The following is a 2,389-nucleotide window of genomic DNA, read 5'->3' as shown; positions in this document are numbered from 1 at the left end:
GGCCAACTGCGCAGCCTGTTCCTCCATCGCCCGTGCAGCAGCGGTGGCTTCTTCCACCAGCGCGGCGTTCTGCTGGGTGGTTTCGTCCATCTGCACCACGGTCTGGTTGACCTGTTCGATGCCGGCCGACTGTTCCTGCGAGGCGGCAGAGATCTCGGCCATGATGTCGGTGACGCGCTGCACCGAGGCGACGATCTCGCCCATGGTGCTGCCGGCCTGGTGGACCAGGCTGGAGCCCTCGGCGACCTTGCCGACCGATTCGTCGATCAGGCCCTTGATCTCCTTGGCGGCGGCGGCCGAACGCTGGGCGAGGGTACGCACTTCGCTGGCGACCACGGCGAAGCCACGGCCCTGTTCGCCGGCACGGGCGGCTTCGACCGCCGCGTTCAGCGCCAGGATGTTGGTCTGGAAGGCGATGCCATCGATGACCGAAATGATCTCAGCGATCTTCTTCGAGGACGCTTCGATGGCCGACATGGTGGTGACCACCTGGCCAACGACGCTGCCGCCCTGCGAGGCCACGCCGTGCGCGCCGATGGCGAGCTGGTTGGCCTGGCGCGCGTGCTCGGCGTTCTGGCGCACGGTGGAGGTCAGTTCCTCCATGGAGGCGGCAGTTTCTTCCAGATTGGCCGCCTGCTGTTCGGTGCGGCGCGACAGGTCGCTGTTGCCCGAGGCGATTTCGCCGGCCGACAGGGTGATGCTGGAAGCACTGAGCTGGATCTGACCAACGATCTGGGTCAGCTGGCTGACCGTGGCGTTGGCGTCGTCACGCATGCGCGCGAACACGCCCTGGTAGTCACCGTGCATGCGCGCGGTCAGGTCGCCGTCGGCGATGGACGACAGCAGCTGCGAGAGCTTGCCGAGGTTGTCATCACTGACCGCCATCATGGCGTTGAGGTTTTCCAGCATGGTGCGGAAATCGTGATCGAAGCGCTGTGCGTCGCCGCGCTGGCTGAAGTCGCCCGCGGCTGCGGCACTGGCCAGCTGCTTGATCTCGGCATTGATGCGGCCGAGGTTGGCCTTGACCGTGTCGACGGTGGTGGTCATCGCCGCCTTTTCGCCCGGGTAGCGGGCGATGTCGCCGCTGAGGTCGCCGACGGCGTACTGCTGCACGACGTTCAGAACATCGTGCAGGGTCTGCACGTGGCTGCCGACCAGGACATTGGTCTCCTGCACCATCAGCCCGTATTCGCCCGGGAAGGCGCTGGCGTCGATGCGGTAGCTGAGTTCACCTTCATCGTGACGGCGCGCCATCTCGCGCTGGCCGCTGATGACTGCGTGCAGCTGCTGCTGCATGCGTGACATCGCTTCGAGCAGGCGACCGGGTTCGTCATGCGGCTGCGGACCGATGTGGCTGTCCAGCTTGCCGCCGGCAATGCCTTCGGCGACGGCGGTGGCCTGCTTCAGCGGTCGCGCGATGCGGTTGCCGATGACCCAGCTCAAGGCCAGCACGATCAGCACCAGCACGCCGCCGGCCAGGGTCATGATGGCGGTGAAGACCAGTGCCTGCTGCTGCACGTCATCCATGTAGACGCCGCTGCTGACCACCCAGTTCCAGGGCTTGAACAGGCCGGCGTAAGCGACCTTTTCGACCTCGCCCTTCTCGCCGGGCTTGGCCCAGCGATAAGCGACGAAGCCGCCGCCGGCCTTGGCCGCTTCGATCTGGTCGTAGTAGATGCGGATGCCATCGCCGGTACGGAAATCCTTCATGTCCTTGCCCACCAGATCCTTGCGGAACGGGTGCATGAGCACGTGATAGCCGGTGTCGTAGATGTTGTAGTAGTAGGTATCGTTGTGCGCGCGCATGACCTCCAGCGCCTGCAGCGCGGCGGCCTTGGCGGCTTCTTCGCTGAGCTCACCGGTTCCGGCGAGACGGTGGTAGTGGTCGAGGATGCCGTAGCTCAGTTCGACCTGGGTCTTCAGCGAAGACTTGCGGGTATCGGTGAGGTCCAGGTACTGCATGCGGGCAGCGATCACCGAGAGCGCGATCACGCCCAGCGCGATCAGCAGCGTGAGCAGGTTGAGCTTGCGTCGGACGGAGAGATTGCTGAAGTAGTGTTGCCAGCGATGCAGGAGATTCATCGAGCAGTACCCGGGTGATGGTGGGTGGAGGCGCCGGTGCTGGTCGGGAGCAGCGGTGACATGACCGTTATCGGCCGCGGTGGCGGGGGATTGAGGCGGGGTGTTCGAACGTATTCAGGTTTGCTTGCAGCGGCGGCTGCGGCGCTGCCTGCGGCAGGCTTTTAAGGCAACAGCAACAGCAACAGCAACGGCAACGGCGGGTCATGGCGATGGGTTGCTATGGGTTGGCCGGGTCGGGGTGGGCAGGCAGGACACGCCGTAGACCCATCCATGGGGGCTCGATGGCGCCATCCATGGCGCCAACGGT

Annotated in this window: 1 protein-coding gene; it reads right to left on the bottom strand. The window is 65.3% G+C overall.

Features of this window, described 5'->3' with window-relative positions; translation table 11 throughout:
- Positions 1–2,082: methyl-accepting chemotaxis protein (locus GIW57_RS23600; RefSeq protein ID WP_236513142.1), on the bottom strand; the 2,082-nt coding region annotated here is incomplete at its 3' end.
- Positions 2,083–2,389: the final 307 nt, after the last annotated feature.

Source organism: Stenotrophomonas sp. PA-6-5C (assembly GCF_021605635.1).
Classification (GTDB): Bacteria; Pseudomonadota; Gammaproteobacteria; order Xanthomonadales; family Xanthomonadaceae; genus Stenotrophomonas; species Stenotrophomonas lactitubi.
Note: the sequence above shows the minus strand (reverse complement) of the source record. Positions and strands in the feature narration are given on the sequence as shown.